At 68.9% G+C, this 24,774-nt stretch carries 25 protein-coding genes and 1 pseudogene; 14 read left to right on the forward strand and 12 right to left on the reverse strand.

The window, feature by feature from the left end; genetic code table 11:
• Nucleotides 1-105 precede the first annotated feature (105 nt).
• A pseudogene (locus ABD209_RS16505) lies at nt 106-281 on the forward strand (IS3 family transposase); the annotation flags it as partial.
• Between the two features lie 133 nt (nt 282-414).
• Here ABD209_RS16505 and ABD209_RS16510 read toward each other — a convergent pair.
• Together ABD209_RS16510 and ABD209_RS16515 are read right to left on the reverse strand one after the other, a co-directional pair.
• On the reverse strand, nt 415-885 hold the full coding sequence (locus ABD209_RS16510) for a hypothetical protein (RefSeq protein WP_344068222.1): 471 nt from the start codon (nt 883-885) through the stop codon (nt 415-417).
• Nucleotides 882-1,625: a B3/B4 domain-containing protein gene (locus ABD209_RS16515; protein WP_344068226.1), complete on the reverse strand. Its 744-nt coding sequence runs from the start codon at nt 1,623-1,625 to the stop codon at nt 882-884. The genes ABD209_RS16510 and ABD209_RS16515 overlap by 4 nt, the downstream gene beginning before the upstream one ends.
• A 112-nt stretch (nt 1,626-1,737) precedes the next feature.
• Between ABD209_RS16515 and ABD209_RS16520 the strand changes: the two genes are divergently transcribed.
• The 5 genes from ABD209_RS16520 to ABD209_RS16540 all read left to right on the forward strand — a co-directional run bounded on the left by ABD209_RS16520 (nt 1,738) and on the right by ABD209_RS16540 (nt 6,557).
• Nucleotides 1,738-2,145 (forward strand): TOBE domain-containing protein, encoded by a 408-nt coding sequence (locus ABD209_RS16520; protein WP_344068229.1) that lies wholly within the window; start codon nt 1,738-1,740, stop codon nt 2,143-2,145.
• Nucleotides 2,142-2,924, forward strand: coding sequence for a molybdate ABC transporter substrate-binding protein (modA, locus tag ABD209_RS16525; RefSeq protein WP_344068232.1), 783 nt, complete (start codon nt 2,142-2,144; stop codon nt 2,922-2,924). Before ABD209_RS16520 ends, modA begins: the two co-directional genes overlap by 4 nt.
• A gap of 38 nt (nt 2,925-2,962) precedes the next feature.
• Nucleotides 2,963-3,751, forward strand: coding sequence for an ABC transporter permease (locus ABD209_RS16530; RefSeq protein ID WP_344068287.1), 789 nt, complete (start codon nt 2,963-2,965; stop codon nt 3,749-3,751).
• The gene (locus tag ABD209_RS16535; protein ID WP_344068235.1) at nt 3,748-4,815 is read left to right on the forward strand and encodes a sulfate/molybdate ABC transporter ATP-binding protein; all 1,068 of its coding nucleotides are present in this window, start codon (nt 3,748-3,750) and stop codon (nt 4,813-4,815) included. The genes ABD209_RS16530 and ABD209_RS16535 overlap by 4 nt, the downstream gene beginning before the upstream one ends.
• Nucleotides 4,816-4,955: 140 nt before the next feature.
• On the forward strand, nt 4,956-6,557 hold the full coding sequence (locus ABD209_RS16540; RefSeq protein WP_344068238.1) for an alpha-amylase family glycosyl hydrolase: 1,602 nt from the start codon (nt 4,956-4,958) through the stop codon (nt 6,555-6,557).
• A gap of 25 nt (nt 6,558-6,582) precedes the next feature.
• Here ABD209_RS16540 and ABD209_RS16545 read toward each other — a convergent pair whose 3' ends face one another.
• On the reverse strand, nt 6,583-6,921 hold the full coding sequence (locus ABD209_RS16545) for a thioredoxin domain-containing protein (protein WP_344068241.1): 339 nt from the start codon (nt 6,919-6,921) through the stop codon (nt 6,583-6,585).
• A 273-nt stretch (nt 6,922-7,194) separates the two neighbouring features.
• Between ABD209_RS16545 and ABD209_RS16550 the strand changes: the two genes are divergently transcribed.
• On the forward strand, nt 7,195-7,986 hold the full coding sequence (locus tag ABD209_RS16550) for a thymidylate synthase (protein ID WP_344068244.1): 792 nt from the start codon (nt 7,195-7,197) through the stop codon (nt 7,984-7,986).
• A 44-nt stretch (nt 7,987-8,030) separates the two neighbouring features.
• Here ABD209_RS16550 and ABD209_RS16555 read toward each other — a convergent pair whose 3' ends face one another.
• Both ABD209_RS16555 and ABD209_RS16560 read right to left on the reverse strand, forming a co-directional pair.
• Nucleotides 8,031-8,738 carry a GNAT family N-acetyltransferase gene (locus tag ABD209_RS16555; RefSeq protein WP_344068247.1) on the reverse strand — a complete coding sequence of 236 codons (708 nt, stop codon included), beginning with the start codon at nt 8,736-8,738 and terminating at the stop codon, nt 8,031-8,033.
• Nucleotides 8,739-8,786: 48 nt separating this feature from the next.
• Nucleotides 8,787-9,074, reverse strand: coding sequence for a GNAT family N-acetyltransferase (locus tag ABD209_RS16560; RefSeq protein WP_344068250.1), 288 nt, complete (start codon nt 9,072-9,074; stop codon nt 8,787-8,789).
• 99 nt (nt 9,075-9,173) lie between these two features.
• Here ABD209_RS16560 and dapA point away from each other — a divergent pair, with 99 nt between their 5' ends.
• The 6 genes from dapA to ABD209_RS16590 all read left to right on the forward strand — a co-directional run bounded on the left by dapA (nt 9,174) and on the right by ABD209_RS16590 (nt 19,749).
• Nucleotides 9,174-10,061: a 4-hydroxy-tetrahydrodipicolinate synthase gene (dapA, locus tag ABD209_RS16565; protein WP_344068253.1), complete on the forward strand. Its 888-nt coding sequence runs from the start codon at nt 9,174-9,176 to the stop codon at nt 10,059-10,061.
• Complete coding sequence (locus tag ABD209_RS16570; protein WP_344068256.1) at nt 10,058-11,743, forward strand: ribonuclease J; 1,686 nt, start codon at nt 10,058-10,060, stop codon at nt 11,741-11,743. The genes dapA and ABD209_RS16570 overlap by 4 nt, the downstream gene beginning before the upstream one ends.
• Before the next feature lie 25 nt (nt 11,744-11,768).
• A complete protein-coding gene (gene purL, locus ABD209_RS16575; RefSeq protein ID WP_344068259.1) occupies nt 11,769-15,728 on the forward strand; it encodes a phosphoribosylformylglycinamidine synthase in 3,960 nt (1,319 codons plus the stop codon).
• A gap of 19 nt (nt 15,729-15,747) precedes the next feature.
• The gene (locus ABD209_RS16580; protein ID WP_344068262.1) at nt 15,748-16,743 is read left to right on the forward strand and encodes a DUF2889 domain-containing protein; all 996 of its coding nucleotides are present in this window, start codon (nt 15,748-15,750) and stop codon (nt 16,741-16,743) included.
• Between the two features lie 33 nt (nt 16,744-16,776).
• A complete protein-coding gene (locus ABD209_RS16585; protein WP_344068265.1) occupies nt 16,777-18,996 on the forward strand; it encodes a sensor histidine kinase in 2,220 nt (739 codons plus the stop codon).
• An 87-nt stretch (nt 18,997-19,083) separates the two neighbouring features.
• Nucleotides 19,084-19,749, forward strand: coding sequence for a response regulator transcription factor (locus ABD209_RS16590; protein WP_324385425.1), 666 nt, complete (start codon nt 19,084-19,086; stop codon nt 19,747-19,749).
• A 13-nt stretch (nt 19,750-19,762) separates the two neighbouring features.
• On the opposite strand, the gene ABD209_RS16595 is transcribed toward ABD209_RS16590, so the two are convergent.
• From ABD209_RS16595 to ABD209_RS16605, 3 genes are all read right to left on the reverse strand, one after another.
• The gene (locus ABD209_RS16595) at nt 19,763-20,023 is read right to left on the reverse strand and encodes a metal-sensitive transcriptional regulator (RefSeq protein ID WP_324385426.1); all 261 of its coding nucleotides are present in this window, start codon (nt 20,021-20,023) and stop codon (nt 19,763-19,765) included.
• A gap of 145 nt (nt 20,024-20,168) precedes the next feature.
• Nucleotides 20,169-20,903 carry a sulfite exporter TauE/SafE family protein gene (locus ABD209_RS16600; RefSeq protein ID WP_344068269.1) on the reverse strand — a complete coding sequence of 245 codons (735 nt, stop codon included), beginning with the start codon at nt 20,901-20,903 and terminating at the stop codon, nt 20,169-20,171.
• 22 nt (nt 20,904-20,925) lie between these two features.
• A complete protein-coding gene (locus ABD209_RS16605; RefSeq protein ID WP_344068272.1) occupies nt 20,926-22,761 on the reverse strand; it encodes a carboxyl transferase domain-containing protein in 1,836 nt (611 codons plus the stop codon).
• Nucleotides 22,762-23,074: 313 nt separating this feature from the next.
• Here ABD209_RS16605 and ABD209_RS16610 point away from each other — a divergent pair, with 313 nt between their 5' ends.
• Complete coding sequence (locus tag ABD209_RS16610; RefSeq protein WP_344068275.1) at nt 23,075-23,467, forward strand: MBL fold metallo-hydrolase; 393 nt, start codon at nt 23,075-23,077, stop codon at nt 23,465-23,467.
• On the opposite strand, the gene ABD209_RS16615 is transcribed toward ABD209_RS16610, so the two are convergent.
• The 4 genes from ABD209_RS16615 to ABD209_RS16630 all read right to left on the reverse strand — a co-directional run bounded on the left by ABD209_RS16615 (nt 23,397) and on the right by ABD209_RS16630 (nt 24,602).
• Nucleotides 23,397-23,801 carry an SDR family NAD(P)-dependent oxidoreductase gene (locus ABD209_RS16615; protein ID WP_344068277.1) on the reverse strand — a complete coding sequence of 135 codons (405 nt, stop codon included), beginning with the start codon at nt 23,799-23,801 and terminating at the stop codon, nt 23,397-23,399. The two genes, ABD209_RS16610 and ABD209_RS16615, sit on opposite strands and share 71 nt — an antisense overlap.
• Nucleotides 23,802-23,811: 10 nt before the next feature.
• Nucleotides 23,812-23,946: a hypothetical protein gene (locus ABD209_RS16620; protein WP_344068280.1), complete on the reverse strand. Its 135-nt coding sequence runs from the start codon at nt 23,944-23,946 to the stop codon at nt 23,812-23,814.
• A gap of 138 nt (nt 23,947-24,084) precedes the next feature.
• Nucleotides 24,085-24,423 (reverse strand): P-II family nitrogen regulator, encoded by a 339-nt coding sequence (locus ABD209_RS16625; protein ID WP_344068283.1) that lies wholly within the window; start codon nt 24,421-24,423, stop codon nt 24,085-24,087.
• Nucleotides 24,420-24,602, reverse strand: coding sequence for a hypothetical protein (locus tag ABD209_RS16630; protein ID WP_344068285.1), 183 nt, complete (start codon nt 24,600-24,602; stop codon nt 24,420-24,422). The genes ABD209_RS16625 and ABD209_RS16630 overlap by 4 nt, the downstream gene beginning before the upstream one ends.
• Nucleotides 24,603-24,774 lie beyond the last annotated feature (172 nt).

Consider the following 24,774-nt stretch of genomic DNA (forward strand, 5'->3'; position numbering starts at 1 on the left):
CACCGCCCTGATCGACGACACCGCGACACACCCGACCGCCATGTGAGGCAAACAACGAAAAGGGCCGAACCGGAAAGAAATCCGCTGCGATTAGCCGGTTAAAGCGCAGACAATGCCGCGATGGAGTCGTTCTTCGCTCTCGTGCAGAAGAACGTGCTGACCGTCGCCGGTGGGTCACCCGACAGGACCTGCGCATCGCTGCAATGACCTGGATCGAACGCACCTACCACCGCCGCCGCAGGCAAGAGCGCCTCGACCGGTTGAGGCCCATCGAGTACGAGGCCACCATGGCCCCAGCCGCCCCACAGGCGGCCAGGCCCAACATGTCACCAATTCGTGCAGCAGTCCCCAAGCGGCTCCAACTGCCCTCGGCTCCCACGAACACCGTGGCCAAACCGCGCGAGGAACGCGCTGTCAGGCGGGCGCCGGGGCCCAGTGGGCGACCATCACGGCATACGGGCCGGCTTGTTTGGGCATGTCCGCCGGGGCGTCGGCAAGGGCGGACTCCGGGATGACATTGCGCATCGTCATCATCGGTGCCTCGCCCGTCAGGTCGTCGAGGTCGATCTGCCAGCCCCAGTCGCCCATATAGGTCGCCGCCAGTTGCGCGCCGTCGGCGGCGCGGGTGCCGGTCAGGATCAGCAGGTCCGGCTGCTGGTGCCAGCTGTCGGACCACGCCGCGGTGACGGCGTCCGAGTCGGTGCTGGGCGCGCCCACCAGCAAGTGACCGTGCTGGTCCCCGTCGGCCGGGTGCACCCAGGTGTAGGCGAGCACGAGCGCCCCGCCCACGCCGCTGATCGTCGCGCTCGACGGGCCGGACGCGAAGTCGTCGGTCGGCATCAGCCGGAAGGTGGAGGTGCCGGTCAGGGGGGTGGGCGCAGTCATACGGGCAATGCTGCCTCAGGTTCGTCGGCCGCGCGGAGCAGTCGCCGGGCGACGGCCAACTGCGGCCCACGGCCGCGCAGCAGGACCAGCAACTCCTCTCCGGCCGCGTGCAGGTCATCATCGGTGACCGGGTCGAGCGCGTCGAGGATGAACAGCGCTTCGGTGGTTTCCTCAGTCAGCGCGGTGCGCCGGGCCTGGCGCCAGTTCCAGCGCCGGCAGGTCACGCCCGCGTCGTCGGCCCAGACGACCTCACCCGGCTCGGGGTGCTCGACGGTGGTCGCGCCCTGCGCGACCGTGTCGAAGGACTCCTCGCCGGTGGCGCGGATGAGGCGGGGCGCGCCGACATACCGGCTCAGATCCTCGCCACCGATCGGGATCCGATGCTTGACGGACACCGCGTTGTAGCAGTCGGTGAGGCGGTTGACGCGCGGCAATCCGTCCGCCGCTCGCCGCAGCAGCGCCTCGAGGCTGTTGCGGGTGCGCTGCGGCTTCGCGCCGAACGCCCGGTAGGCCTCCCGCCAGGACGCGACCTGCGGCACATCCTCGACCGGCGTCCCCGCCACCAGACCGTATGCCGTGCCCTCCGCCGCGCGCAGCGCCGCCTCGCTCGCGGCGTCGCCGGGTCCGGGCATCAGGCCGGCTACCGCGATCACCAAGGCGCGATAGTCCGGCCGCAACGCGAAGACGGCCTTCTCGACGTGGGCGCGGGTGCGGACGTCATCGAGGGACTCGGGGCTCATGACCAACTCCGATCGGCGATCTGGTGAACGGGTCCGGACGAGCCTAGACGGGGTGCGTTCAGCGACAAACCCGCGCCGGAGAAGGCGCAGATGCGGAGCTATAATCTCTGTCATGCCGCAGATCCGGATTCGTGATGCCGCCGCTTTCCTCGGGGTAAGCGACGACACCGTGCGCCGGTGGATCGAGGGCGGTCAGCTCAGTGCCGAGACCGATGCCAGCAACCGGCTGGTCGTCGACGGCGCGGCGCTGGCCGCCTTTGCCCAGGCGCACGCCTCGCCGTCGATGGCCGATCCCTCGCCCGTGGAGCGATCGGCCCGCAACCGCTTCGTCGGCTTGGTGACCAAGGTCGTCATGGACACCGTCATGGCCCAGGTGGAGCTGCAGTGCGGCCCCTTCCGCGTCGTCTCGCTGATGTCCAGCGAGGCCGCCCGGGAGCTCAAGCTCGAACCCGGGGTCGTCGCCGTCGCCGTCGTGAAGTCCACCACCGTCATCATCGAAACGCCTCAAGGAGCCTCGTGAACCGCCGCCTCGTCGTCTGTGCTGCCCTGACCCTGCTCGCCGCGACCGCCTGCTCGTCGTCGTCCGACAGCACCCCCACGAGCGCAACGACCTCGGCGTCTGGCGGGGGCACCCTGACCGTTTTCGCCGCCGCCTCGCTGAAGAACACCTTCACTGCGCTCGGGACACAGTTCGAGGCGGCCCACCCGGGGGTGAAGGTCACCTTCAACTTCGCCGGCTCCTCGGATCTGGCCACCCAAATCCAGCAGGGTGCACCCGCGGACGTCTTCGCCTCGGCAGACACCAAGAATATGGACAAGGTCACCGCTGAGAAGCTCATCGCCGGCACGCCGGTGCTCTTCGCCTCCAACACCTTGGAGATCGCCGTGCCACCGGGCAACCCGGCCAAGATCACCGGCCTGAAAGACCTGACCAATCCCGCGGTCAAGCTGGTCGTGTGCGCCCCGGCAGTCCCGTGCGGATCGGCCGCAGACAAGGTCGAAGCCGCGGCCGGGCTGACCCTCACGCCGGTCAGCGAAGAGCAGTCCGTCACCGACGTGCTCGGCAAGGTCACCACGGGCCAGGCCGACGCCGGCCTGGTCTATGTCACCGACGTCCAGGGCGCGGCCGGCAAGGTCGAGGGTGTGACCTTCCCCGAGTCGTCCGCAGCGGTCAACAAATACCCCATCGGCGCGCTTGCAGCCGCCAAGAATGGCACTCTCGCAACGGATTTCATCGCCCTCGTCACGGGCGCCGACGGTCAGAAGGTGCTCGCGGACGCGGGCTTCGCCAAGCCCTGACGCCGGCCGCCTAGGCTCCGACCGTGACCGACCGACCGATGCGACGCCCGCTGGCATACGGCTCGCTGCCGCGGTGGCTATTGTTGCCGGCGGCCGTGGGAGCGGCCTTCGTGCTGCTCCCGCTCGTGGCGATCGGCGCCACAGTGCGCTGGGGCAGCTTCTGGTCGCTGATCACCTCGGAGTCGTCGCTGGCCGCGCTCGCGCTCAGCCTCAAAACCTCAACTGCGGCCACCGCCGTATGCCTGCTCCTCGGCGTCCCGATGGCGCTCGTCCTCGCGCGCACCACCTTCCCCGGGCAGCGCGTGCTGCGCTCGTTGTTGTTGCTGCCGCTCGTGCTGCCCCCGGTCGTCGGCGGGATCGCGCTCCTCTACACCTTCGGGCGGCGGGGGCTGCTCGGGCACACCTTTCAGGTGCTGGGCATCCACGTCGCGTTCACGACCACCGCCGTGGTGCTCGCGCAGGCCTTCGTCGCCCTGCCCTTCCTCGTCGTCTCGCTCGAGGGCACGTTGCGCTCGGTCGGACAGCGGTACGAGGTCGTCGCGGCGACGCTCGGCGGTCATCCGACCTTCGTCTTTCGCAAGGTCACGCTGCCGCTGGTGCTGCCGGGGCTGCTCTCCGGCGCGGTCTTGTCCTTCGCGCGGGCACTGGGCGAGTTCGGGGCGACACTGACCTTCGCCGGCAGCTTGCAAGGCGTAACGCGGACCCTACCCCTGGAGATCTATCTCCAGCGTGAGTCCGACCCGGATGCCGCCGTGGCCCTGTCGCTGGTCCTCGTGGTTATCGCCGTGCTCGTGGTTGGCCTGGCCCAGGGGCGGCGGGCGGAATGAGCGCGCTGACCATGAGCGCGCGGGTCGATGCCCGGTGTCTCGACGTCGAACTGGCTGTCGCGGCAGGGGAGTGCGTCGCGATCCTCGGCCCAAATGGCGCCGGCAAGTCCACTCTTCTCGGGGCGCTCGCCGGCACCGTGCATACCGACGGTGGTCGCGCCGACCTCGGCGAACGGACCCTGTATGCCGATGCACCCCAACGCCGTTGGCTTCCGCCCCACGCGCGGGGCGTCGCGCTCCTCGCACAGGACGCGCTGCTCTTCTCGCACCTGAGCGTGCTCGACAATGTCGCCTTCGGGCGCCGGGCGGCCGGCGAGCGGGCGAGTGCGGCGCGTGCCAGGGCGCGGGAGTGGCTGGCCGAAGTGGACGCTGGGGAGCTCGCCGAGCGGCGACCGGCGCACCTCTCCGGCGGTCAGGCGCAACGCGTCGCCATCGCCCGGGCGCTCGCAGCCGAGCCGCAACTCCTCCTCCTCGACGAACCGATGGCCGCCCTCGACGTGGGGGCGGCCCCGATGCTTCGGCGGGTGCTTCGGAGAGTGCTGCGCGGACGCACCGCACTGATCGTCACCCACGACCTGCTCGACGCGGTTCTCCTGGCCTCCCGGATCGTCGTCATGGAGCACGGACGCATCGTCGAATCGGGGCCGACGGCCGAGGTCGTCGCCCGGCCCCGGACGGCGTTCACGGCGCACCTGGCGGGGCTGAACCTGGTCGAGGGCCGGGCCACCTCGGCCACGCACCTGCGCAATGACCGCGGCCGTGAGATCGAGGGCATCCCGAATTCGCCACTGTCCCAAGGGGATCTCGTCGTTGCCGTCTACAGCCCGAGCGCGGTGGCCGTCCATGCCGCACCTCCGGGCGGGAGCCCGCGCAATATCGTCGCGGCGACCATCGCGGAACTCGAGCCGCGCGATGCCCAGGTGCGCGTGCGGGCATACGACGATCACGGGGCGACGCTGCTTGCCGATGTCACGGCGGCCGCCGTCAGCGACCTCGACCTGCATCCGGGCAAGGTCGTGCACCTGAGCGTCAAGGCCACGGCCGTGACGCTCTATCCGGCCTGACAGCCAAGGCCAAGAATGAAGAATCGGTGGCTGGGAGCGCGCCGCATCAAGGATACCCGAACAATGTCATTGCATTGAGCGTTCAAACCGAAGAAGCTGCGGCATTCCCCGACTGCCTCGAAAGGTGGCAGGGTGGGACGATGGGCACCGACTGGCTGACCGACGCGGTCATCTACGAGATCTATCCCCAGTCCTTCGCGGACAGCAATGGCGACGGGATCGGCGACCTGCGCGGCGTGATCGACCGGCTCGACTACATCGCCTCGCTCGGGGTCGACGCGATCTGGTTCAATCCGTGCTTCGCCTCGCCCTTTCGCGATGCCGGCTACGACGTCGCGGACTACGTGAGCATCGCGCCGCGGTATGGCAGCAATGCCGACCTGGTCGAACTCGTCGCCAACGCGCGCGAGCGGGGGATCCGGGTCATCCTCGACCTGGTGGTCGGGCATACGTCCACCGACCACGCGTGGTTCCAGGAGGAACGCGCGGCGGCCGGCCCCAACCCGCTGGGCGATCGCTACATCTGGCGGACCGACGAGCCGAGCGTGGGCTGGGGAATCGACCTGCCGGGCATCCCGGCCTGGGTGCCTTCGCCCGGCCCGCGCCCGGGGTGGTACCTGAAGAACTTCTACGATTCGCAGCCGGCGCTGAACTTCGGCTGGGTGCGGACCGACCCTGAGCAGCCCTGGCGTGATGGCGTGGATTCCCCTGGGCCGCAACGCAATCGCGCGGCACTGCGGGAAATCATCGATTTCTGGCTCAGTCGCGGGGTGGCCGGTTTCCGGGTCGATATGGCTTTCTCGCTGGTCAAGGACGAAGGCCTGGTCGACGGCCAGCGCGCCTCCGTCGAGATCTGGCGGGAGATCCGCGAATGGCTCGATGTCGCCTACCCGGAGGCCGTGCTGCTTCCCGAGGGCGACGAGCCCCGGACCGGCGCGCCCTTCGCCTTCTCGGCCGACTTCGCGCTGGTGATTTTCGGCGCCCACGCGAGTCTGTTCGACAACCACGCCGCCGGGACGCTGCCCTGGAAGACGCCCGGCGAGCCCTTCTTCGGCGCAGCCGGGGCGGGCTCGACGGCGACTTTCCTTCAGGCGTGGGCACGCTGGCATACCGACGATCCCGCGCGGCGCGTCGTGCTCGCAAGCGCCGACCACGACTTCAGCCGGTTGCGCTGCGGCGACCGCACGCCCGAGCAACTCGGCGCCGCGTTCACCTTCCTCTTCACGTTCGGGACGATCCCGAGCCTCTATTACGGCGACGAGATCGGCATGCGCTACCTGCCAGGAATGCCGAATGTCGAAGGGGCCGTGTGCAATCCGGGCTACAACCGGGCCGGGTGTCGCACCCCGATGCAATGGGACGACGGCCCCAACGCGGGGTTCTCGAGCGCCCCGGCCGATGCGCTCTATCTGCCCGTGGACCCGGCCACCGACCGGCCCACCGTCGCCGCGCAGGATGGCGTCGCCGGGTCGACGCTGAGCCTCGTGCGCTCGCTGCTCGCGTTGCGGCGGGCCACGCCCGCGCTCCAGGGCCACGCACCCACGCGAGTCGTGCACCCCGGCTACCCCTTGGCGTATGCCCGCGGCGAGACCCATCTCGTCGTTGTCAATCCGCGCCGGGAGCCGACGCTGCTGTCGGCTCCGGAGGCGCAGGCCGCGCAGTTCGTCTGGGGCGCGGGCGCCGAGGTGCGCGATGGCGCGATCGCGCTGGACGGCTTCGGCTACGGGATCTTCGCCATCTGACGCCTGCTTCGGGCCGGGGATCGCATCAGTCGGGTTCGTGCAGCAGCCGCTCGACGGCCGCGCCCAGCGGCAGGTCGTCGATCGCACCGAAGTGATTGGCGCGCAAGCCACCTCGCTTGTCCACGAGCAGCAGCGTCGCGGTGCCCCGCAGGTCGAGCCGGCTCATCGTCGCCGGTATGCCGTTGCCCCGCGGCCGGTCGACGGCCACGGGGAAGGGCACCTGGAACTCGTGGAGGTAGGCGCGTAAGGACACCGGCTGCATCGCCTCGTGATGCTCGAAGACGGTATGCAGCCCGAGCACCACCACGTCCTCGCCAAAGGTCTGACGCAAGCGGATGGCCTGGGAGATGCCGTCAGAACGCACCCGGGGCAGAGCATCTAGAAGGCCTCAATCGCGATCACCCGGCCGCGCAGGGCGGCCAGGGACTCGGCCGGCGTGCCCCGATCCACTCGACAACGTCGAGTTCGCCGATCGGGCCGAGGTTGGGCAGATGCTGCATGGCGGTGCTCCTCGGGCGCTGGCGGGATGGTCATGGCATTGTCCCGATCCTAGCCGTGACAAATGGTGGATTGGCGACGGGCGCGGCCCCGCCGCACGGTGGGCGCGCTCGCGATTAACCCGACTACGCTCCGGGGCATGCAGGCATACCTCGATCTGATCCAGCGCGTGCTGGACGACGGCGTCGAGCGGTCGGACCGAACCGGCACGGGCACGCTGGGGCTTTTCGGGCATCAGATGCGCTTCGACTTAAGCGCCGGCTTCCCGGTGGTGACCACCAAGCGGTTGCACCTGCGCTCGATCTTCGGCGAGTTGCTGTGGTTCCTACGCGGCGACACCACTATCGGCTGGCTGCACGAGCGCGGGATCACCATCTGGGACGAATGGGCCGATGCCGACGGCAATCTCGGGCCGGTCTACGGCTATCAGTGGCGCTCCTGGCCCACGCCGGATGGGCGCCATGTCGACCAGATCGCCGCGGTGATCGAAGCCATCCGGCGCAACCCCAACAGCCGGCGGCACATCGTCTCGGCGTGGAATGTCGCGGACGTCGATCAGATGGCGTTGCCACCATGCCACGCGCTCTTCCAGTTCCACGTCGCCGAGGGCCGGCTCTCGTGCCAGCTCTACCAGCGCTCGGCCGACATCTTCCTCGGTGTGCCGTTCAACATCGCCTCGTATGCCCTGCTCACGCACCTCGTCGCGCAGCAGACCGGCCTGGACGTGGGCGACTTCGTCCACACCCTCGGGGACGCCCACCTCTATCTCAACCACCTCGATCAGGCCCGCGAGCAGTTGACCCGTGAGCCCTATCCGCTGCCGACGCTACGCCTGACGCAGCGCGCATCCATCGACGCCTACGACCTCGGCGACATAGAGCTGATCGGCTATCAGGCGCACCCGAGCATCAAGGCCCCTATCGCTGTCTGAGCGATTCTGCGCCGGAACTTAGATTTGGCTAGACGAGGGAATCGTCAGCGTCCCGTCGCCGCGCGGATCTGCTCCAGGGTCCGCACCTGGCGCCCGGCGTCATCGAAGTTCGCGCGGTCCAGCCACGCGGCATAGGCCGATCGCAGCGCCGGCCATTCGGCGTCGGTGATCGAGAACCAGTCGGTGTCCCGGTTGCGCTCCTTGTAGACCGCCGCCTGCCGGAAGCGGCCCTCGTAGGTGAACCCGAGCCGCGCGGCCGCGGCGCGTGACGGCTCGTTCAGGCTGTCGCACTTCCACTCGTAGCGCCGATAACCCAGGTCGTCGAAGACGTGCTGCATCATCAGCACCATCGCCTCGGTCGCGGCCGTCGTGCGCTGCAGCGCCGATGCATAGACGATGCCACCGACCTCGGCCGACCCATTGGCCGGATCGATCCGTAGGTAGCAGGCGACCCCAAGCCCCGCGCCGTCCGGTCCGCGGACGGCGAGAGGCACGGCGGCGGGCAGGTGCAGGAGGCCGGCGACATACGCCCCGAACTCGGGCCAGGTCATCCGGGGTGGGTGGGGATAGTAGGTCCAGATGCGCGGGTCGCTCTCGGTGACCATCGGCGCATAGAGCAGACCGGCGTGCGCCTGCGTCAGCGGTTCCAGCCGGACGTGCCGCCCGGTCAGCGTCACCGGCTCGATCGCCGGCCGCGGCGTCCACCCGGGCACCGCGGGTCCGATCGGCTGTCCGAACTCGTTGTGCGGCATACCGATCAGCGTATGCCGTGGCTCACCCCGGCCGCGTCGCCGGGCGGTTCACCCATAGACGAGGGGAATGTCGTCGGGGTGCTTGGCGATCCACGCCTTGATGAACGGGCACTGCGGCATCACCTTGTGCGTGCCCTCAGCCCGCACGGCGTCGAGGGCAAACCGCGCCAGCGCGGAGCCGACCCCCTTGCCCTCGAACGCCGGGTCGACCTCGGTGTGGGTGAACACCATCAGCTCGTCGGTGCGGATGTAGTCGGCGAAGCCGGCGAGCACACCGTCGGCGTGGGCCTCGAAGCGCTTGGCATCGGGGTTGTCGGTCACGATCACGTCGGTCATGGCAATCACCGTATGCCGTTCGCCCACTCGTGGGCACCGGCCGGTCCGCATCGTGCCGCCTTCGCCGGGTGCCGCCGGCGAAGCGCCTACCCTGGAGCTATGACGACTTCCCCCTTCGGCCGGGTCCTGACCGCGATGGTGTCCCCGATGACGCCCGATGGTGAGTTGGACCCGGTCGGCACCAAAGCGGTCGTCGAACACCTGCTCGCGACCGGGCACGACGGGATCGTCGTCAACGGCACGACCGGTGAGTCGGCCACCTTGACCTCGGCCGAGTCGATGGAGATGGTCGAGTGGGTCATCGAGGCCGCAGGGGAGAAGGCACAGGTCGTCGCCGGCGTCGGTAGCAATGACACCCGGCACGCCGTTGAGATGGCCAAGCTCGCCCGGGACGCGGGCGCCGATGCGCTGCTCCTCGTCACCCCGTACTACAACAAGCCCACCCAGGCCGGCGTCCTCGCGCACTGCCGGGCCGTCGCCGACGCGACCGACCTGCCGGTGCTGCTCTACGACATTCCCGGTCGCACGGGCATACCGTTCGCCACCGAGACCCTGATCGCCTTGGCCGAACACCCGAACATTCGCGGCGTCAAGGACGCCAAGGGCGACCTGTGGGCGGCCACTCACGTCATGGCCGCCACCGACCTGCTGTGGTTCTCCGGCGCGGACGAGGTCAACTTGCCTTACCTCGCCCAGGGCGCTACCGGCATCGTCAGCGTCGTCGGCCATATCGCCGGTCGCCGGTATGCCGACATGGTCGCCGCGGTTGACGCCGGTGACCTCGCGACCGCCCGCCGCATCCATCTCGACCTGCTGCCCATCGTCGATGCGCTCATGACGACCAGCCAGGGTGCGATCATGGCCAAGGCCGCTTTGACGGAGCTCGGGATCATCGAGCACGCCACGGTCCGCCTGCCCTATGTCGAGTCCCCGCCGGAACACCTAGAGATCCTGCGCGCCGCCCTCGCCCTGACCGACCTGTCGTGATCCACCCGCATCCCGAGCTCGGCCTGCCCGCGCCGCTGCGTCCGGGGGGTGTCCGGGTGACCCCGCTCGGCGGCCTCGGCGAGATCGGCCGCAATATGACGGTCGTCGAGCACGCCGGCCAACTGCTCGTCATCGACTGCGGTGTGCTTTTCCCCGACGACAGTCACCCGGGCATCGACCTGATCCTTCCGGACTTCGAGTCCATCGCCGACCGGCTCGATGACGTCCAGGCGATCGTGCTGACCCATGGCCACGAGGACCACATCGGCGGGGTGCCCTATCTGCTGCGCCTGAAGCCCGACATCCCCCTGATCGGGAGTCAGCTGACCCTTGCGCTGATCGAGGCCAAGCTCAAGGAACATCGGATCACGCCCTATTCGCTCACCGTCAGCGCCGGCCAGCGCGAGCAACTCGGGGTCTTCGACTGCGAGTTCGTCGCGGTCAATCACTCCATCCCCGACGCCCTCGCGGTCGCGATGCGCACGCCCGGGGGGACCTTGCTGCATACGGGCGATTTCAAGATGGACCAGCTGCCGCTGGACGGCCGGCTGACCGACCTGCGAGCCTTCGCGCGGTTGGGCGAGGAGGGCGTCGACCTCTTCCTCACTGACTCCACGAACGCCGAGGTTCCCGGATTCGTCACCCCGGAGCGGGAGATCTCCTCCGCGATCGACAAGGTCTTCCGGCACGCCGAGCGGCGGATCATCGTCGCCTGCTTCTCCTCGCACGTCCATCGCGTCCAGCAGGTGCTCAACGCCGCGGAGAAGGCCGGCCGCAAGGTCGCCTTCATGGGCCGGTCCATGGTCCGGAATATGGGGATCGCCGCCGACCTCGGCTACCTCCACATCCCCGAGGGCGTGGTCGTCGACGTCAAGAAACTCGACCAGCTCGCCGACCGTCAAGTCGTGCTCATCTGCACCGGGTCGCAGGGCGAGCCGATGGCAGCCTTGTCGCGGATGGCCAATCGCGAGCACCAGATCGACGTCGGCCCAGGCGACACTGTGCTGCTCGCCTCGTCCCTGATCCCGGGCAACGAGAACGCGGTCTATCGGGTGATCAACGGCCTGATGCGCTTGGGCGCCAATGTGATTCACAAGGGCAATGCCCGCGTCCACGTCTCCGGGCACGCCGCCGCGGGTGAGTTGCTCTATGTCTACAACCTTGTCCAGCCGCGCAATGTCATGCCGGTGCACGGCGAGTGGCGCCACCTGGTGGCCAATGGCGAACTCGCCATCGCCACCGGTGTGGGCCGCGACCACGTGGCTGTCGTGGAGGACGGCATCGCCGTCGATCTTTACAAGGGCAGGATCAAGATTGCCGGCGCCGTGCCGTGCGGCTATGTCTATGTCGACGGCTCCTCGGTCGGGGCCGCGGACGACGCCCTGCTGAAGGATCGCCGCATCCTGCGCGACGAGGGCTTCATCTCGATCATCGTCGTCATCGACTCCGACACCGGCAAGGTCATCGGCGGCCCCGAGATCACCGCGCGCGGCTTTGTCGAGGACGCAGAGATCTTCGAGGACATCCGCCCGCAACTCGAGCGAGTGCTCGACGAGGCCACAAGCTCGGGGACACGTGACATCTATGCACTGCAGCAGGTGATCCGTCGCTCGGTCGGCAGTTGGGTCGGCCGCAAGATCCGTCGCCGGCCGATGATCATCCCAGTCGTCATCGAGGCCTGAGTTCCCCACGGAGAGAAGCGAATCAATGTCAGCAGCCGGGCTCCGCGACAAAGCCCTGACGATCTTCGAGGGCGGCAGCGCGCTCTCCGATTTCCGGGCCCGCGGCCTGCTCGCGCGCGTGCAAGCCGTCGCGCCAGGCGTCAGCGGCCTCGCGGCTCGGCATGTGCACGTGGTCGCCACCGAAGCGGCGCTGACGGGCGCCGAGCGCGATCGCGTCGGCCGCCTGCTCACCTATGGTCCTCCGTATGCCGGCCCCCGCGCCGACGAGGGAACTCTCGTCGTCGTCACCCCCCGCCTCGGGACCATCTCTCCGTGGTCGAGCAAGGCCACCGATATCGCGCGCAACTGCGGCATCGCGATCCACCGCGTCGAGCGGGTCACCGAGTACGTCCTGACCGGGCGGCAGCTGACCGAGCAGGAGTGGGCCGCCTGTGCTGTACTTTTGCACGACCGGATGACCGAGAGCGCCTTGCCCGGGTTGGACGCTGCCGCAGCGCTTTTCGCGGCTCGCTCGGCCCAACCGATGGAGTACGTCGACGTCCTCGGCGCCGGGCGGGAGGCGCTAGTGGCGGCGGACGCGGCATACGGGCTCGCCTTGTCTGACGACGAGATCGACTATCTCGTCACGGCCTTCACCGGACTCGGGCGCAACCCAACCGATGTTGAGTTGACCATGTTCGCCCAGGCCAACTCCGAGCACTGCCGGCACAAGATCTTCAATGCCGACTTTGTCATCGACGGACAGGCGCAGCCGCGATCGCTCTTCGGGATGATCCGGCACACGGAGGAGGTCGCCGGCGCCGGGACGATCGTGGCCTACAAGGACAATGCCTCGATCATGGCCGGGTCGGTGCGCTCGCGCTGGCTGCCCGAGGGCGTGCCGGACGCCCCGAGCCGGTATGCAGGGCGCGACGGGGAGGTTCACGTGCTGATGAAGGTTGAGACGCACAACCATCCGACCGCCATCTCGCCCTTCCCCGGTGCCGCCACCGGCGCGGGCGGCGAGATCCGCGACGAGGGGGCAACGGGCCGCGGGTCCCAGCCCAAGGCCGGGCTGACCGGTTTCGCCGTCTCCGACCTGCGCGTCCCTGGAGCCGAAGAGGCTTGGGAGAGCGAGGCATTCGCCGCACCTGGTCACATCGCCACCCCGCTGGACATCATGATCGAGGCGCCGCTGGGTGCAGCTGCCTTCAACAACGAGTTCGGGCGGCCGGGACTCGGCGGCTTCTTCCGCGTCTTCGAGCAAACCGTCGACGGCGTGCACCGCGGCTATCACAAGCCGATCATGAGCGCCGGTGGCCTCGGATCCATCGACGCCGACCAGACCGAGAAGGTTGCCTTCCCCGACGGGACCCTCCTGGTGCAACTCGGCGGGCCCGGGATGAGGATCGGGATGGGCGGCGGGGCGGCTTCCTCGATGGCCGCCGGCGCGAATGCCGAGCACCTCGACTTCGACTCCGTCCAACGTGGCAATCCCGAGATGGAGCGGCGCGCCCAGGAGGTCATCAACCATTGCTGGTCGCTCGGCGCCGCCAACCCGATCTTGGCGATCCATGACGTCGGCGCGGGCGGGCTGTCCAATGCCTTCCCCGAATTGGTCGACGGCGCCGGGCTCGGCGCACGCTTCGACCTCAACTCCGTGCCGGCCGCCGAGAGTGGCCTCTCGCCCAAGGAGTTGTGGTCCAACGAGAGCCAGGAGCGCTACGTCCTGGCCATCGCCCCCGCGGACTTCCCGCGCTTCCAGCGGCTCGCCGAGCGCGAGCGTTGCCCCTATGGCGTTGTGGGAGTTGCCCGTTCGCACGGGAATCTGCAACTCAGCTATGACGTGGAGGGCGAGCCCGGCGAGGAGTTCGCGGTCGACATGCCGATGGAGGTGCTGCTCGGCAAGCCGCCGCGGATGACCCGCGACGTCACCCGCATCGCCCGAGTCGGGGACGACTTCGATGCCAGCGGAGTGGACATCCGGGACGCGGCCTACGCTGTCCTTCGCCACCCCAGCGTCGCGAGCAAGCGCTTCCTGATCACCATCGCCGACCGGACGGTCGGCGGCCTGACGCATCGCGACCAGATGGCCGGTCCCTGGCAGGTGCCGGTGGCCGATGTCGCGGTCACCCTGGCCGACCACGCCGGCTTCGCCGGCGAGGCGATGGCCAGCGGGGAACGGATGCCGCTGGCCGCGCTCGACGCGCCGGCCTCCGGGCGGATGGCGGTCGGCGAGGCCCTGACCAATCTGCTCGCCGCCCCCATCGAACGGACGCGAATCAAGCTCTCCTGCAACTGGATGGCCGCGTGCGGCGAGCCAGGGGAGGACGCGGCGCTCTACGACACGGTGCAGGCAGTGGCCATGGAGTTGTGCCCCGCGCTAGGGATCGGCGTGCCCGTCGGCAAGGACTCATTGTCGATGCGGACCAAGTGGACCGACCCTGCGAGCGGGGAGAGCCGTCAGGTCACGTCTCCGGTCTCGCTCGTGGTGACGGCCTTCGCGACCCTGGACGACGTCCGCGGCACCCTGACTCCAGCCCTGCCGGCACACAGCGCCCTCCTTCTTGTCGACCTCGGCGCCGGTCGCAACCGGATCGGTGGGTCGATCCTCGCCCAGACCCAGGGTGCTTTCGGTGCCGACGTCCCCGATCTCGACGACCCAGCGCGTCTGGTCGCACTCATCGACGCGGTCAATGCGTTGCGGGACAAGGGCCTTCTGGTCGCCTACCACGACCGATCCGACGGCGGACTGTGGGCCGCCCTGTGCGAGATGGCATTCGCCGGCGGCACTGGGGCGAACATCGACCTCGCGTCCCTCACGGTGCCCGATGACCGGGCGGCGACCACGCGCGCGCTGTTTGCCGAAGAACTCGGGGTGCTGCTCGGCATACGGCCCGAGGGGGTGCGCGCAGCCTTGGCCGTGCTCACCGACCACGGTCTCGGCGATCTGACCCACCTCCTCGGCGGGGCCACGACAGACCTCGCTCCCGACACGAGAGCCGACGCTCGCGTCCGTGTCACCGCAGCGGGCCAGCCCCTCATCGACGAGCCGCTCGCGGACCTGGCACTCGCCTGGGACGAGGTGTCGTGGCGGATCAGCGCACTGCGCGACAACCCCGAGTGGGCCGACGAGGAGCACGCGAGCCTCGCCCGGCTCGGCGACCCAGCCACCCGGCTCATCGTCGCGCCCACCTTCGACCCGTCCGACGACATCGCCGCGCCCTATCTCAATCTCGGCGCCCGGCCCAAGGTCGCCATCCTGCGTGAGCAGGGCGTCAACAGCCACGTCGAGACGGCGTTCGCCTTCGACAGGGCGGGCTTCGACGCCTACGACGTGCACATGACCGACCTGATGACCGGGCGGGCGAACTTGCGCGACTTCACCGCCCTGGTCGCCTGCGGCGGCTTCTCCTATGGAGACACGCTCGGCGCCGGTGAGGGCTGGGCCCGCTCGGTGCTCTTCCACCCCGAGCTGACCGACGCCTTCCACGACTTTTTCCACCGGCCCGACACCTTCGGCCTGGGCATCTGCAATGGCTGCCAGATGTTCGCCGCCGTCGCCGATCTCATCCCCGGCGCCGACGCCTGGCCGCGCTTCACCCGCAACCGCTCCGAGCAGTACGAAGCACGACTCTCCCTCGTCGAGGTCCTCGACTCCCCGTCGGTCTTCTTCACCGGTATGGCCGGCTCCCGCCTGCCGATCGCCGTTGCCCATGGCGAAGGTTTCGCCGACTTTGCCGCCCGGGGCGACGAGAGTGCCGTATGCCGTTCCCTCCGCTTCGTCGACGCCACCGGCGCCGTCGCGGGCACCTACCCCGGCAACCCCAACGGCTCCCCGGGCGGCCTGACCGCGGTGACCACCCTGGACGGCCGCTTCACCGCGATGATGCCTCACCCCGAGCGCGTCCAGCGCAATATTCAGCTGTCGTGGACCGACGGCCCGCCGGCGCAGGAGAGCCCCTGGCTACGGATGTTCCGTAACGCCCGGGTCCGGGTCGGCTGAGGGGTCTTGGGGGCGCGCCGTGATCCAACTGGCCGGGCCGACCGAGCGGGCACCGGCGCGCCGACTCGGCTCGATCCGACGCACGACCAGTCTGGACCTCCTCCCGGGCGATGACGGCGCGCTGGTCATGTCCGGCCGGGCCCGCGACCTGGTCACGCGGCGGGACGGGTCGGCCGCGGTTGTCGCATCCGGCCTGCTGAGCCTGCACATCGGTCCTGACCGGCGCGTCGCCAAGGCCAGCCTGCATCCGTATGCCGATCGCGCCTCCGCACTGGTTGGCCGCAGCGTTGCCGCGGGCTTCCGGACGGGCGTCTACCGGGTCCTTCCGGAAGAGTATGACGCCGGGTCGCCCCTGCACCTCTTGCTCGACGACGTCGCGGGTGGGGTCGTGATCAGCGGCTTCACGCGGCGCATCGCTCCCGACCCGGCTGCCGGTGCGGAACGGGCGACGAGGTCTCCGGTCGCCCGCCGCCTCGATGTGTGCATCGGCTGGGCTCGCGACTCGGACGCCGCACGGCGACTGGAGCGCACTGGCATACCGCCGGCGCCCGACTGGACCCCACCGGCGCCTGACCTCTATGCGGACGATCCGGTGGGCAGTCATACGACCCGGCCGCTGCCGATCGGGGGCATGCGGCGGGCCCGCCGACTCGATGTCCGGCGCGACGACAGCGGCCCATCCACCCTGCACGCCGAAGTCGCCTTCCGCGACACCTTTGTCGATGTGCATGGTGAGGTGCGCATTCTGCACGAGTACTCGGCGCGGATGACCAGCCGCGACGGCCGGGTGGTCAGCGCGCTCGGCATCACGCCGCACGTTCTGCCGCACCGAGAATGTCCGGCTGGAGCGGCAAGTGGCAGCAGGGCCATCGGCCATCCACTCACCGCTCTGCGCCAGTGGGTCTCCCTCGAATTCTTCGGCCCGTCGACCTGCACGCACCTGAACGACCTGCTGCGCGGACTGAGCGATGTGCCCACTCTTGACACTACTTTGACAAGACGGCTGCACACCTAGGACGGCAGGTGCCTACCCGGCCACTCTGACCATATGGGCCGAGCGCTGGACGATTTGAGCATCTCGATGCTGCGTGGTGCCGCTGCGGCGGCGCTGGTCGCGTGTGTCGTCGGCCTGATCGACCTGCTGACCCTGGACGCACAGTACGCCCTCGCTCCGAACGCCGCAGCGCTGTTCGTCTTCGCCCTCGCCACCGGTTGGCTGATCGAGGGGACCATGCGTCGTCCGCTAGATCGCCGGCCGGTCCGGGTGCTGAGCCTGCTGGCGCTCGTCATCTTGCTCATCCAGCCCTGGCTGCTCGGTCCATTGCGCCCCAGTGTCGAGTACCCCCCGGTTTGGCACATCATGATCGTCGGCGTGGTCGCTGGGGCGGTGAGCCTGCCGGTCCGGCCCTATCTCGCGCTTGCGGTCCTGGCAGCTGCCGGGGTGGCGATTTCGCGGGTGCATCAAAGAATGTCAACGGTTCAGTCGGTGGCCGAAGCCGCGCTCTTCCTGCTCACCTGCCTCGCCGCGATCACGGCGATCGAGGCGTTGCGGCGGTCGGCCAGATCGATCAGCGCGGCGACGACCGACCTGTGGCAGTTCCATGAGGTCGCGGCCGCGGAACGGATGCGCGAGAGCGAGCGCATTCGGATGGACGCCATCGTCCACGACCGCGTGCTCGCGGCCTTGTTGCTGGCCGCCCGCGGACCGGACGACGGGACCGCTGCGGTGCTGGCGGCGAGCGCCATTGCGGATTTGGAACCCGCGCACCGGGATCCCCAGGATCGCCCGCAAGACACCTGGGCCGCGATCATCGCGGCGGCCGGCGAGCGTCTCGGGTTGCGCGTTCAGACACGCACCCACGGGGCGTGGACCAACGACAACGCGGGCGAAGCGATCACGGATGCCACGCTCGAGGCCTTGCGGAATGTGGCGCGTCACTCGGGTCAACGGCTTGCCGTCGTCCACGCCCGCTTTACCCCGCGCCTGGCTCGGGTCAGTATCAGCGACCCAGGGAGGGGCTTCGACATCACCGAGGACACCGGACGATCCACCGGTATGGACACGAGTATCCGGGCCCGCATCGAGGGCGTGGGAGGCCACGCGCACATCACCTCGGTCCCCGGACAGGGAACTCGGGTGGTCATCTCGGTCCCGCGTGCCAGCGCGGCACCCACACTGCCTCCCGCCCGGATGGATCGTTCGGAATTCGGCCTCGTGGTGCTCTTCGCCGCAGCCGCCACGATATGTCATGGCGTCATCGGCGCTGCGCACTACGGCCGGACGAGCGTTGTGGTGGCGGTGATCGCCGGCACGGCGGCCATTCTCGGCCTGCTGTTCGTCACCTGGCGAGCGCCGCATACGCGCTGGGTTCAATGGGGCATTTGCGTGGGGGCACTGGTCATCGTCGGCGCGCTCGCGACGACCGTCGGCGACCCGATGCGGCCGGACTGGCAGTGGTGGTTCGTCGGCGCCCTGGACGGTGTGATCGCCGTGCTCGCGTTCCGCTTCAGCGGGCGGGTCGCACTCGTGACGGCCCTACTGGTCCCGCCGGTGATCGCGCTCGTCGTGTTGGCGAGCGGACGGCAGCCAAGCATCTCGGCGATCTCCGACTCGGCTACCCAACTGCTCATGTATGCCGTCCTGGGTGCCGTCCTGCGCCGCGGTCTCGGCCGCGCCCGCAACCGGATCGCCAGGCTGGCCAGGGCCACCTTCGAGGCGCGTCGCGCGGAGTTGGCGCTGGAAGCCCGCGCCATGGCTGCCGAGGAGCGCCGCGAGGCCCTCGGGGCCGCCGTCATCCCCATGCTCCGGGTGATCGTCCGGGCTCCCTTGACCCGCGAGGAAAGGTCGGCCGCGGTTCGTCTCGAAGCCGCCGTGCGTGACCTGCTCGTCGCCCGTCGCGTTGTGGACGGCCCGTTGGCCGCCCTTCTGGATCAGACCCGGCGCCGCGGAGTTGGCGTCGAACTCGCGATTGCCTCCCGCATGCCGGACGCTCAAGTGGTCGATCTGCGCAAGGTCTTGATGACCACGCTGCCAACAGTGCCGGACGGCAGCCTGGTCCGCGCGACGTGGCACGCGAGCTTCGACGACGATCCCCAGCCCGCCCGGATCGTGCTCATCCTGCCCAGCGCCTCGGCCGCCAAGGGCCAACTGGCGGCCCTGCGCACAGCGCACCTCGAGGAACTCGTCAGCCTGCGCAATGACGACGAACTGCTGATTCTCACCGTCCTCGGCGCACCCGGGGAGCAACGGCTTCCGTGCAACCCCTGACCCCAAAAGGAAGGACTGGTCGTGTCGCTTGCGCCCACATTGGATTGGCCTAGACCACAACTGCTGTGGCCCGAGCCAGGGAGTCCGATGTCGACAAAGCCCATAAGTTTGGTCGCGATCGACGACCATCCGCTCATCTTGATGGGTATCGCCGCGGCGCTCACACAGCAGGCCGCCGGCATCGATTGGCTCGGCTCGGCGTCCTCACGCGCTCAACTCAATGCCTTGGTCGTCAGCCTCGCCGCACCGCCCGACATCGTGCTTTACGACCTACACCTTTCCGATGACAGCGATCCCGCGGAAGGCATCGCGTGGGCCGCGGCACTAGGGATCAGGCCGATCGTGCTGACGTCCGAGATTCGCCCGGTTCCGATCAGATCTGCCGTGGCGGCAGGTGCGCGGGGCGTGATCCTCAAGGCCGACCCGGTCGAGCGGATGGTCGAGGTGATCCGAACGGCCTACGCGGGGGATTTCGCGGTGTCGGGTGACTTGGCGTTTGTGCTGGCCAACGACGAAGTGATGGTCCCGCGCCTCGCGCCGCGTGAACTGCAGGCCTTGCGCCTGTTGGCAAGCGGAGTGCCGCGCAAGGCCATCGGCCACCAGATGGATCCGCAGGTCGAACTCTCCACGGTCGTGACCTACTTCAACCGGATCTGCAAGAAGTACCAGGAGCTCGGCAGAGAGGTCCGGTCTCCCTTCGAGGCCATCCACGCCGCTTCGGCCGACGGCTATCTGGAGACGCCCGACCTCTGACGAACCGCGGCCATCACGCGAGGGAAAGGAAGAGCTTCTCCATCGCGTCGACATCCATCTCATGTCCGGCGGGGTCGGTGATGCACTGGCGCAGGCCGAGGGCGATCACCGCGAAGCCGGCTCGGTCCAGCGCCTTGGAGACGGCAGCCATCTGGGTGACGATGTCGCGGCACTCACGGCCGTCCTCAATCATCTTGATGATCCCGCCGATCTGCCCCTGGGCGCGCTTGAGCCGCTTAAGGACCGACTGCATCTCTTCGGGGTCGAGTTCCACGGTCGCCTCCCTTTCGGTGGTCACATCGCGAAGAGATCATACCCACCCCCGTATGCCGTAACGAGCGTTGGCGACCACGATCGCGATCGCTAGGTGACTCTAAGGAATCGGTGAGAATCAGGCATACGACACGATCGTGGGCCGCCTAGGCGCGCAGGAGGAGGCCGGCGGCGGCGACCGCCGAGGTAAGCAGGACGGCGATGTCGAAGTGCGCCTGGCTGATCCGTTTGATCGTCGCGTAGCCGAGGAGCGCGCCGATGAGGATCGCCGGGGACAAGGCAGCGGCCCGGCCGAGGTCGCGCCAATGCATCAGGCCGAGCCCGACCGAGAAAGGCACCTTGATCAGGTTGACGATCAAGAAGAACCACGCGTTCGTCCCGACGAAACGGCGCTTCTCGATCCCCGCCGCCGAGAGATACAGCGCCATGACCGCACCGGCCGCGTTGGCCGTCATCGTCGTGAAGCCGACCCCGGTGCCCGCGCTCCAGGCCGCTACCGGGTGCTCGTGGGCCGTGCTCATTCGCTCACCCGCGCGGGTTTTGAGCCACAGCTGGACCGCGACCAGCACGAGGATGACGATCCCGATGCTGAGTTTGAGCGTGTGGTCGTTCACGATCCGCAGGAAGGCCGACCCGAGCGCCAGGCCGATGACGATGGCGGGCAGCAAGCGGCGGATCAGCGACCAGTCACCGTCGCGGCGATAGTGCCAGCAGGCGACGACATCCCCGACGATCAGGAGGGTCAGGATGGCGGCGGTCGACTCCTTGGCCGGGAGGATCGTGGCAAATATCGCGACACTGACCACGGCCAGGCCACCGAGGGCGGTCTTGGAATAGCCGATGATCAGGGCCGCGAGAATCATCAGCGCGATCGTCCCCATGCGAAAACGCTAGGGCCTGGAATCACCAGGTGTCGACAAAGCGATAGGCGCGGTTCGCGTCGATCGCTTTGCCCGCCAGGGCTGTCCGGATCCGGTCACGCGTCTCCGCCGGATCGATGACCTCGTCGATCTCGCCCAGCATGGCCGCGTTGATGGCACGTCCCTGCTCGTATGCCCGCTCCACCAGTTCGTCGAAACGCCTCGCACGCGCATCGTCGTCGGTGAGCGCCGCGAGTTCTGTGGCATAACCGAGCCGGACGGCGCCCTCGAGCCCCATCGCCCCAACCTCGCCCGTCGGCCAGGCGAGGGTCGCGGCCGTCTCGCGGAAACCACCGCCGGCCATCGCCTGGGCGCCAAGGCCGTAGGCCTTGCGCAGCACGACCGTCACGACCGGCACGCGCAGGTTGGCCCCAATGACGAACAGGCGGCTCACGTGCCGCACCGATCCGGTGCGCTCGGCGTCCGGTCCGACCATGAAACCCGGTGTGTCACAGAGCGAGACGATGGGCAGTCCGTGGGCATCGCACAGTTGCAGGAAGCGGGCCAGCTTGTCGGCGGCGTCCGAGTCGATCGCCCCGCCGAGGTGCCCGGGGTTGTTGGCGATCAGACCCATGGGCACGCCCTCAATGCGCACAAGCGCCGTGATCGCTCCGGGGGCGAAGGCGGCACGCAACTCGAAGACGGCGTCCTCGTCGGCGAGGGCGCGGACGACGGCCCGCACGTCATACGGAGTCTTGCGCTTCTCGGGCACGAGATGCCGCAAGCGGCGCTGGTCACCGGCTCGCCAATCTCCTTGCGCCCCTTGGAAGTAGCTCAAGTAGTCACGAGCGGCGGCCATCGCCGCCTCGTCGTCATCCACCACGACATCGACCACGCCATTGCGTGTCTGGACCGACATCGGGCCGATCTCCTCGGCCGCAAACCTGCCCAAGCCGCCGCCCTCGACCATCGCCGGCCCGGCCATCCCGATGGTCGAGTCACGGGTGGCGATCAGCACGTCGCACACGCCGGCGAGGGCCGCATTGCCGGCGAAGCACCGGCCGGTGACGACCGCAACGGTGGGCACTCGTCCGCTCAGGCGGGCCATGCTCGCGAAAGTCTCTACATCCAGTCCGCTGGCCACGATGTGCGTGGCATCGACGTCACCCGGCCGGCCGCCGCCGCCCTCGGCCAGCAGGACGACGGGCAGGCCCTGGGCGCGCGCGATCCGCAACGCGCGGTCGGTCTTCTTGTGGTTGAAGTAGCCCTGCGTCCCGGCGAGCACCGTGTAGTCGTAGGCGAGCACCAGGCACTCGGACCGCTGCTGCGCCTGGGCGCCTATGCGCCCGATGCCGGTGACGATGCCGTCGGCCGGAGTCATCGCAATGAGTTCCTCCAGTTCGCGACGGCCTCGTTGCGCCGCAACGGGAAAGCTCCCGTACTCCACGAAACTCCTGGGCTCCGTGAGCGCGGCGATATTCTCGCGGGCCGTTCGATGCCCGCCCGTATGCCGTTTGGTCACCGCCTCGGGCCGCGACGCGTCAAGGGTGACGGCCTTTCGCCCGAGCACGGCCGCCAGGTCAGGTCGGATGTGGTCGAGGTCCGTGTCGTCAGTCGTAGCGTCGGTGTGGGGCACCACGTGATCCGTCGCAGCCACCGTGGCGAGGACGTCGTCAACGCGGACCTGGTCGCCGACGGCCGGCGAGACCTGGACCAGCGTCCCGGCGACCCCTGCGGCGACCGGGTGCTCCATCTTCATCGACTCCACTACCAGGACGGTGCTCGTGGCAGCGACGACGTCGCCGGCATGTCGCAGGACCGCGACGACCGTTCCACCCAGCGGTGACGTGATCGCGTGGACATCCCCTGCGGAACTCATCGGCCAGCCTCTCTGCTTCCGCTCGCGGCCCGGCGACGACCGGAGACACGGATCACCAAGCGGGCCGCCAGGCTATCCGGGTTACCTTCTGCTGCCGCCGATCGGGTGGGGGCATAGCCTTCACGAAGGCAGGGCGCCGCGGCCCCGCCGAAGGAGCATCACCATGTCGGCCGAATCCCTGCCTTCCTCGGCGCCGCCCGGACCGTGACTGGGTCGAAATACCTCCTTCAACTCGGCGAACGCCGCATCCTGATACGCAGGGCTGTTTCAGGGCGAGAAGCAGTGGCGCCTGCGCAACTGGGAGGACTTCCCTGTGCCTCCCGACACCCTGACCGACATCGTGCTGACCCATGCGCACATGGACCATTGCGGCTACCTCCCGGCCCTGGTCAAGAACGGTTTCGACGGGCCCGTCTGGTGCACCGCGGGCACGGCCGCCCTTGCGGCAATCGTGTTGCGGGACTCGGGCTTTCTCGCCGAGCGCGAGGCGCGGGACGCGGCGGCGGGCGGCTGGTCCAAGCACACGCCGCCACTGCCGATCTACACCAGCGCAGACGTGGAACGCACCCTGCCCCTGTTGCACCCGGTCGATTTCGACACGCGCGTCGGCCTCGGCGAGGGGGTCGGCGTGGTCTTCACGCGGGCCGGCCAGGTCCTCGGCTCGGCCTCGGTGACGGCGACACGGCGCCGGGGAAGACGACGGTGACAGCGACCGGGGTCGTGCGCAGCTCGGCATACAACCCCTCGGTGAACAACTTCACGGCAGCCTTGCTCGCGCCATAGATCGTCTGGCCGGGCACCGGCGCGAAGCCGCCCATGCTGGAGACGTTGACGATCGCGGCTTCCGGCCGGGTCAGGAGCACGGGCAGAAAGGCCTTGCAGGTGTTGACGACGCCCCAGAAGTTGACGTCCATCACCTTCTCGATGTCGAGATAGTCCAACTCGGCGAACGGCACGAAACGCTGGATGATGCCGGCGATGTTGAGCAGCCCGTCGATCTGCCCGTGGGCCGCGATCACGGCGTCCGGCAGGGCGGCCACGCCGGCACGGTCAGCGACGTCGAGCGCGTGCGTGGAGCCGGCTGGCATTGGTCCCGGCCAGTGCCGTCGTCTCGGCCAGGCCCTCGTCGCGCAGGTCAACCGCCGCCACCCGAGCGCCGCGGGCGAGAAGGGCGAGGACCCTCACGACCGATCCCGTTGCCGCCCCCGGTCACGACGAACACCTTGTCGCGCAATCGCATTGCTGCCTCCTTGCCGCTGGACCCACGACCCGGCCGGGCCGTGCTGAGCGCCCACAATCATCGTATGCCGCTGCTCCGCGACCCTAGATGGCGGCCTCGCCGGTCTCCCCGGTGCGGACGCGGACAACCGACTCGACCGGCACGACCCAGACCTTGCCGTCGCCGATCCGGCCGCTGCGCGCGGCACTGACGATGGCCCGAACGATGTCCGCGCTGTCGTCATCCTCGGCTAGCACCTCGACGCGGACCTTGGGCACGAAGTCGACGACATATTCGGCGCCGCGATAGACCTCCGAGTGCCCGCGTTGCCGGCCGTGCCCGGCGACCTCGCCGATCGTCATCCCTTCGACGCCCAACGCGGTGAGCGCCGCACGCACGTCCTCGAGTGCATGCGGTTTGATCACGGCGGTCACCAGTTTCACAGGACGTCCTCTCGGTGGGTGGTCAGATTGGCGAGCAGGCCATGCCAGCTGGCCCGGCCGGCAGCCATGGCGTGCACTTCGTATGCCGTTTCCCCGTGCGCAGCGAGGTCGATGCCGCCCACCTCGTGGTCCTTGGCGATCCGGAAGCCGATGGTCTTCTCGATGAGCAGCCCGAGCAACCGGGCATCGTGAACGCAAACGCGAGGACGACGCCGGCCCCCACGGCTTGTTTACCGAGCTGGGTGACCCGTTACCTTCGTGATGGGTCCTCGACCTGAGGATCTCGGTCGCTGAGTCCGGCATGACTTACTGCCCCTGTCGTCGATGATCCGGGGGGTGTTGTCACCGGGC

The sequence above is a fragment of the Nostocoides vanveenii genome, assembly GCF_039531165.1.
In the GTDB taxonomy this organism is placed as follows: Bacteria; Actinomycetota; Actinomycetes; order Actinomycetales; family Dermatophilaceae; genus Nostocoides_A; species Nostocoides_A vanveenii.

What these genes read in the sequence shown, in the direction of transcription:
- ABD209_RS16515 (WP_344068226.1), bottom strand. Translation starts at nt 1,625, where the DNA reads ATGAGCCCCGAGTCCCTCGATGACGTCCGCACCCGCGCCCACGTCGAG.
- ABD209_RS16560 (WP_344068250.1), bottom strand. Translation starts at nt 9,074, where the DNA reads ATGACCGACGTGATCGTGACCGACAACCCCGATGCCAAGCGCTTCGAG.
- dapA (WP_344068253.1), top strand. Translation starts at nt 9,174, where the DNA reads ATGACGACTTCCCCCTTCGGCCGGGTCCTGACCGCGATGGTGTCCCCG.
- ABD209_RS16590 (WP_324385425.1), top strand. Translation starts at nt 19,084, where the DNA reads ATGTCGACAAAGCCCATAAGTTTGGTCGCGATCGACGACCATCCGCTC.
- ABD209_RS16600 (WP_344068269.1), bottom strand. Translation starts at nt 20,903, where the DNA reads ATGGGGACGATCGCGCTGATGATTCTCGCGGCCCTGATCATCGGCTAT.
- ABD209_RS16510 (WP_344068222.1), bottom strand. Translation starts at nt 885, where the DNA reads ATGACTGCGCCCACCCCCCTGACCGGCACCTCCACCTTCCGGCTGATG.
- purL (WP_344068259.1), top strand. Translation starts at nt 11,769, where the DNA reads ATGTCAGCAGCCGGGCTCCGCGACAAAGCCCTGACGATCTTCGAGGGC.
- ABD209_RS16555 (WP_344068247.1), bottom strand. Translation starts at nt 8,738, where the DNA reads ATGCCGCACAACGAGTTCGGACAGCCGATCGGACCCGCGGTGCCCGGG.
- ABD209_RS16520 (WP_344068229.1), top strand. Translation starts at nt 1,738, where the DNA reads ATGCCGCAGATCCGGATTCGTGATGCCGCCGCTTTCCTCGGGGTAAGC.
- ABD209_RS16585 (WP_344068265.1), top strand. Translation starts at nt 16,777, where the DNA reads ATGGGCCGAGCGCTGGACGATTTGAGCATCTCGATGCTGCGTGGTGCC.
- ABD209_RS16605 (WP_344068272.1), bottom strand. Translation starts at nt 22,761, where the DNA reads ATGAGTTCCGCAGGGGATGTCCACGCGATCACGTCACCGCTGGGTGGA.
- ABD209_RS16530 (WP_344068287.1), top strand. Translation starts at nt 2,963, where the DNA reads ATGCGACGCCCGCTGGCATACGGCTCGCTGCCGCGGTGGCTATTGTTG.
- ABD209_RS16540 (WP_344068238.1), top strand. Translation starts at nt 4,956, where the DNA reads ATGGGCACCGACTGGCTGACCGACGCGGTCATCTACGAGATCTATCCC.
- ABD209_RS16550 (WP_344068244.1), top strand. Translation starts at nt 7,195, where the DNA reads ATGCAGGCATACCTCGATCTGATCCAGCGCGTGCTGGACGACGGCGTC.
- ABD209_RS16535 (WP_344068235.1), top strand. Translation starts at nt 3,748, where the DNA reads ATGAGCGCGCTGACCATGAGCGCGCGGGTCGATGCCCGGTGTCTCGAC.